This is a genomic window from Aquimarina sp. AWH4_224 (genome assembly GCF_056160245.1).
On the sequence record NZ_JBSWWU010000030.1, the window covers coordinates 1 to 6,580 of the forward strand.

Here is a 6,580-nt window from a genome sequence, read left to right on the forward strand (position 1 = left end):
TGCTTGCTGTTGGATCGGTAGTATCGTTAATGGTGATTGTCTGAGTCACATTGATGCTGTTTCCTGCGGCATCCGTCACACTATAGGTTCTGGTGATCACTTCCGGATTGCTGTTCCCATCACTTACATCACTTACAAATGCCACCGTGGGAGTACCACAATTGTCCGCTTCATCGGTAACGACCGTAATATCTGGTGTTGGTGCAGCACACTGTGCTGTGATCGGTGCTGGATTACTCGCTGTTGGATCAGTAACATCTTCAACAGTAAGTTCTACCTCATTTGAGGTTGCTACAGTACACAGATATGTAGAACTGGAAGCAATAAGACGATACCGGTTTCCATCAGCTGCAATTGGAGCATTCGTTATGGTTAATGTTGTAGTCGTAACCGTACTATGAATCCCTGAATTAGTTAAATCATCCCAAGATGATCCATTAAATAACTGCCATTGATATGTATCTGCATTGGATGTAGCAACACTAAACGTCGTACTTGAATTAGGGCATATAGCTGAGTTAGTAGGTTGAGTAGTTATTGACGGAGCAGTTCCTGGAGTGACCACATCCGAATTTGTTCCAGTATATCCATCGCTTCCAGAGGTAACAACTCCATTACTATCTACCGTTAAACCTGAACCAAAAGTCCCATTTCCTAAGAATCCATTATTATCATTATCGGTAAACCCTGCTTCAATTACATCATTACAGCCATCATTATCACTATCCAGCTCTAAAAAGTTATCATCATTATCTGTATCACTATCGGTTAACGTATAATTAATTGTTCCACTATCTTCATTTCCCACGCCCTGAACCGCATCAGGAATACCATCAGTTCCAACAGCTCCCGAAACCACACCATTTACTTGTGTTTGGTTATGCCCAGCTTCAACGGCATCATAAATTCCATCGTTATCACTATCCAAATCCAAATGGTTAGGAACTCCATCTTGATCTCGGTCAAAAGCAGTATCTAAATCATCACATATTCCATCAGTATTTCCATCGGTACAGGTAGGAGCTCCTCCACTCCCATTGTTATCAGCATCTTCAAAATTTAAGATCCCATCATTATCTGCATCTGCAGAAGGGTCGACCCCTAAATCGTTTTCTAATGTATCGGTTATCCCGTCATTATCATCATCCAGGTCCACTTCGTCTGGTATATCATCTCCGTCTGTATCCAGAGTACCTACAATGGTTATGATCAGGTTTGCCGAATCTGTATTTAAGGCTGCATCTCTTAATGTATAAGGTATAGTATCTATTAATGTTGCTCCCGCGGCAAGCGCCATCACAGTAGGATTACTTTGATCCAGCACATAAGTATAAGATCCATCTGAATTAATGGTTAGAAAACCATACATGGTTGGTATTGAGTTTCCCACATTGGCAGCAACACCATTTACTTCGGAAACAATCACTACATTATCTCCTTGCCAAAAAATATCAGATACTCCAGCTATTTGCCCTCCAGGATCGGCATCAGTAACATTAGGCCCATAGTTATACGATATTACTAATTGATCTATCGGTGCTTGAAATGCGACATTAATATTTCCCGTTGCATCCTCCTCTACAGCAGTCCCTGTTCCATAAAAAGTATCTGACCCTGCTTCTACAATTCCACCGGTTCTAATAAAATTGTAATTTACTGGTGTTGGTGAGCCACCAGAGAATCCCTGAATTGTAACCTGATCTTGCCAAATTGTACCTTGAGAATAATCAATATCTGTGACTAAAAACCCGACATTAAAAACCTCTTGATCAAAATCTATAATCAGCTGAGTATCTGAGACTGGATTGGTTGCTGGATCTATATTGAATAACAAATACCCGGTATGCCCTCCATTAGTTAAGGTGTTTTGAGAAGTTTGGTTAAATGCATTTCCCGCCCCACTTGGATCCAGTGAGGTGAAATCTAAATTTACTCCATCTATAGTCCTGGTTTGCCCTCCTACAACAGCTCCATTAGTAAATTCATTTTCCCAAATTAATCGAGACAATGGTCTATCTAATAAATCTTGCCCGCTTGATCCATCCCCATCTATCACATTACCTGTAGCTGTATTTACTACTCCCACACTAACACTATTGTTATCATCTACAGCAACAGGGGGATCATCTACCCCGTTGATCGTAATCGTCAGAATCCCGTAATCAAAAGCACCGCTACTATCTTCTACAGTATACGCTATAATATCATCCAGCGATGTGCTACTTGTCAATCCCGCTACTGCTGGACTACTTGTATCTACCAAGTATGAATATGATCCATCAGATTGTACAGTTATAGAACCATATAGTGTATTATATGTTGTCCCTACAGCAGAAGGAAAAACGTTTATTTCGGATACTGATAATACATCTCCTCCTGTTGTATTGTCGGTATCATTAGTCAATACATTACCAGTAATAGGAGTCACCGAGTTTGCATTAACACTATTTGCATCATCTACAGCATCAGGAGCTACAACAACATGAATAAGTGTTTGTGATGTTGTAGAACCACCGGTAGTATCATTAAGAGTAAAATCTAATGTTCTCAACCCCTCTGTATATGGAGAATTCAAATCTCCATAGAGAATTATTTCTAAAAAATCTTCTAAAATTGCATTGGGTATTGGTGTATTTGAAGTTTCTGTAATAGTAAAACTAGTTCCTGTTTGAGCAACTTGAATAACCAACCCTCCTGCTCGATTATATGTATTGGTATTGTTTGCAGTAAAAAAATAGATATCGAATCCTCCTGCATCTGCAGGAATTGCAAAAAGCTCGTTAGCATCAATATTACCTGTAACAGTTATTGTTGCACTTGATATAGTCCCTGTATCTGAGGTGATTGCTACATTACCTCTTGTAGTTCGAAAAACATTGCCAGTTGTAGGTTCTAAGAAGAATTCGTAATCATCTCCTGGTGTAATTTCATCCAGATCTAATGTAGGAGGATCTAAAGGTGATTTTGTGATAAATGTGCTTTTGGCAAGACTAAAAGAAGGTATTATTTGTCGTTCCTGATCAACGTTTTTTAAAAACAATTCATTTCCGTTAGTGCTAAATAACTGGTCTTGAAGATGGAAATTTTCGTAGAGTTCCAAAGTCAGGTTAGTACGATCGTTTTGCGCTACGAAAACAAAAGATTTAAACAAACAAAGTACTAGTAAGAAGGAAATATTTAAACGATGCATATATTTTGAATTTTGTTCTCAATGTAAAATCCTGTATAGGGGAAAAGATGTTGTCACCGCACTACTAATTATCATTAAAGTGCGTTAACAAATTGATCACATGATGTTCTTTATTCGAATTCTATGGAAGACAGAACATGATATTGATTGAATAACGACATGTTCATATAAGAGCAGATTCTTGTAAATGGAATTCCATTTACATCTTTTTAATGAGTAATAAGCTGAAGTAAACATAAAAGACATTTTAGACAATGATTATCAATAGTTATCAACCCAAAACATGTCTCCGACATGATTTGGTAACATTTTGACGTAGCATTTATCTAAAAAATATTCCAGCAGCGATTTATATTTCTAATTGTTAAAGAAGTAATCTATATAGGGGACTAACATAGATCTGTAAAACAATATTTTGTACTGCACGATAATTTTAAACACTTGTAAAAAACAAGATTTCTTTTCTTTCCTAAATTTATGTATAATACTCATTTAATCACAAAACTTAAACCTCAAAATTAATAAGGCAAAACCACACAAAAACCAAAAAAAGCTAACAACCAAGCAATTAAACTAGGTTTGTTATCGAAAAGAGTACTATATAAATGAGATCATCTTAAGAATTGAGAGCATATGCTTTTGGGATTAATCCTAAAAGCACAAAAATTAAAAACCTTTCCTAAATTAGGAAAGGTCTTTCAATTAAATAACAAATATTTTTAAGATCCTGTAATGCATGTACATTGTCCAGTAAAAATGTTTCCTTGAACTGTACCTGGACAAAAATCAAAACAACTGTCCATTACATAATCACCTCCGCGAACATTTTTCTGCGCATTACGATTTAAAGTTTTTACTCCCTCAAGATTCAATAATTCTTTCATGATTTAATTTTTTTAAAATGGTTTATTCTTGAACAGTTAAAGACACTCAAGACATATGTCTAATGGAATTATTAATAATCAAGAATAACGAAAATGAAAATGTCAAATAAGGAGTAAACTATATTTTAAAACTTCCTGGAATATACAGTGCGCTTACCAACGCGAAAAACAAAATTTTAAATTACAATCTGAAGTTTATTCTCTATACATGTGATTGCAAACATTCAGATTTTAGGAAAGTTTTATTTCATACTGGTTAACTTCTTTATATCTATCGTTATTCACATTTTTTACTAAAGCCGGCTCGCCAAAACTTTATTTCAGTAAAAAATCATTATTATCAATTTATTAAGTACATCTTTGAAAAAAACAATGCTTAATCTACTAAGATCATTTTATTGTTATTGGCACCAATTTTTCCTTCGTATTTTAAATACTATCTGTACTTTTTCCTTGGAATAAAATTATACATAAAAGACTGATTATAAGCATTTTAAAACATCAAAAAAATTACGGGTAAGCCTTAAATTTTTTATAAACAAATGTAAATCAGGTGGTTACAACCAAAAATCAACAATAGTCTTATTATAAATAGAGCAAACTTTAACAAAAAAAGTAAGAAAACACTTATATTTTACATATCAAAAACTCAAAAAAACGTTATTTATCCTTCAAAAAAATGTTTAAATCGATTTTTTAAGTGAGAAATTCACGTCCAGCATTTAATAATTAAAGAAAATAATGATTGGATTGTTTCATTTTGTATTGCCTAACAATTTGATAGTTGATATCAATTATTTCTATCCTTTATACCCATCTGAAGGTTTGTTTCAACCTTGTAAAAAAGAAAATGCCAAACCAAGATATATGAATAGCAATATCAAAAAACTAGTTAGCATGATAAAATTTCTATATACATACTTACTACAGTTGGTTTTAAGAATCTTACTGTTGAAACAAATTTCAAAAATATCTACAGAGAAAAAAGAATAAGACTTATATTTTGTAGCAGATACTATTTCCTTCATAATGGTTGATTTGGTTTGAACTAATAGTTATTCAGACCCTTGCTTGCAGACTCGCCAAAATTATGCAATGAACAAGGTTGTTTATTAATAATTAAAATTCATTAATTAGCATGTACTATGTATACGATAAGTAGTATTGATTAAAGGATTTGTAAATCAACCCTAAAATTGAGGAAGGAAACAAACATCACCTACAGCATATCCTCCTATATTAATCAAGATCACTTAATCATATAAAACTATAAGATCAAAGTAAACACTAAGATCCTGCATTTGGACGATGTAAAAACAACTATACTAACAGTAATAAACTACTTATCAAAACAAAGGGGTGCTTATATTTTTAACAAGTATGTTGAGGATATATCTACTACTGCAATTAATTGAATATTAGATGACATTTTTTTAACAATATAAATGTATATATAAAACTTCAAACATAGACATTACTAAGCATCAAAATAATTACGGTTATACCATAACAAAACATTTAAGAAACTGATTAACAGACAAAAAAGCAAAAATAAAAGAGGGATATAGTACAAATTATTTATTGTACTATGCTATTCTACGGAAAAACCACATTTACTTAATTCCCTATAGGTGCGTTCTGAATTATCAATATTAATGCTGCTATTCCTGAGGCTATTTCAAAATGATAAACTCACTTCTTCTGTTGAGTTGATATTGATCTTTGGTACAGTTGCTATCATTGCCGCAGTCATTAACCGGTTCGGTTTCTCCATATCCTTTGCCACTCAAACGATCTGCAGAAATACCTTTGCCTATCATATAATCAACCGTAGACTTGGCTCTCTTCTCGGATAAGTACAAGTTGTAATCATCATTACCATGACTATCCGTATGTGAGCGTACCTCTATCTTCATTTGTGGATATTGAACCATCACTTCAATCACTTTAGCCAATTCTATCTTAGCATCTTCTCTGATGTAAGATTGATCAAAATCAAAATAGATCGGTTTTAAGGATAATACTTTAGCCAGATCATCCCCAACTCCTGCTGATTTGATCTTCTTCTCTAAGGCTAAAGGAACATCAAGGGTTTGTTTGGTATCTGGGGTAGTAACCAGCTTTTCTGTGGTGGTGTATTCTTCTTTCTCGGCTCTTACAAAGTATTTGGTACTGCATTCCAACTCGTCGGTAGTATACTTCCCGTCCTCTCCAACTTCTATACTTTCGATCAAGTTGTTGGCACTATCATAAACCGATACCTTTACTCCTGTAAGTGGCTCGTTGGTATCTTTATCTGTGACTAATCCCGCTATAACAATCTTACAAAACTTACGCAAGTCTTCTAACTGTAAAAAACTATAGATATCATCACTACCTATCCCTCCTGCTCGGTTCGAAGAAAAATAACCTCGCTTGGATTCATCATCTACGATAAAAGCAAAATCATCCTTGGGACTGTTGACCGGCTTACCGATATTAACCACCAAAGCTTCTTCTTCGGTCT

3 protein-coding genes are annotated in these 6,580 nt (G+C 34.4%); all 3 read right to left on the bottom strand.

Translation table 11 applies throughout. The features are described 5' to 3' along the window. A partial coding sequence (locus ACXAGJ_RS24495; protein ID WP_474843803.1) for a beta strand repeat-containing protein occupies positions 1-3,190 on the bottom strand: 3,190 nt, incomplete at its 3' end. Positions 3,191-3,909: 719 nt separating this feature from the next. Beyond that, positions 3,910-4,074: a hypothetical protein gene (locus ACXAGJ_RS24500; protein ID WP_170864661.1), complete on the bottom strand. Its 165-nt coding sequence runs from the start codon at positions 4,072-4,074 to the stop codon at positions 3,910-3,912. 1,673 nt (positions 4,075-5,747) lie between these two features. Then, positions 5,748-6,580 (bottom strand): OmpA family protein (locus ACXAGJ_RS24505; protein ID WP_474843805.1); only part of this gene is annotated, 833 nt, incomplete at its 5' end.